The organism is uncultured Serinicoccus sp. (assembly GCF_947487915.1).
Classification (GTDB): domain Bacteria; phylum Actinomycetota; class Actinomycetes; order Actinomycetales; family Dermatophilaceae; genus Ornithinicoccus.
The window spans coordinates 1-249 of record NZ_CANKYH010000050.1 but is presented as its reverse complement, the minus strand read 5'-3'; the positions used below and the strand labels follow the sequence as shown (position 1 = coordinate 249).

Annotated in this window: 1 protein-coding gene; it reads right to left on the bottom strand. The window is 55.8% G+C overall.

The window, feature by feature from the left end:
• Positions 1 to 43: 43 nt before the first annotated feature.
• Positions 44 to 249, bottom strand: a 206-nt coding sequence (locus Q0795_RS17165) for a hypothetical protein (protein ID WP_298891788.1), incomplete at its 5' end; no start/stop codon positions are given.

Sequence of the window (249 nt, the reverse complement as noted above, 5' to 3'; positions counted from 1 at the left end):
GACTCCCGCGTGGCGCTTGGGTACATGCAGGCGGACGTACAGGTCAAATACCTGTCCGTGATTCGCTACTTCCTCGTGAACTTAGAGGCAGGGCAAAGCGTTTCCATTGTTGCGTCCGCCGCTCCGCGCCAGTAAGCGCAGAAAACCACTTCCAAGCCCGGCCTAGAGCCGGGTTTTTCATTTGGAGAAAACCATGCCAGGCCAAGGTGGATACAACACGGGTAAGGATGTCGCGATTGACATCAACAC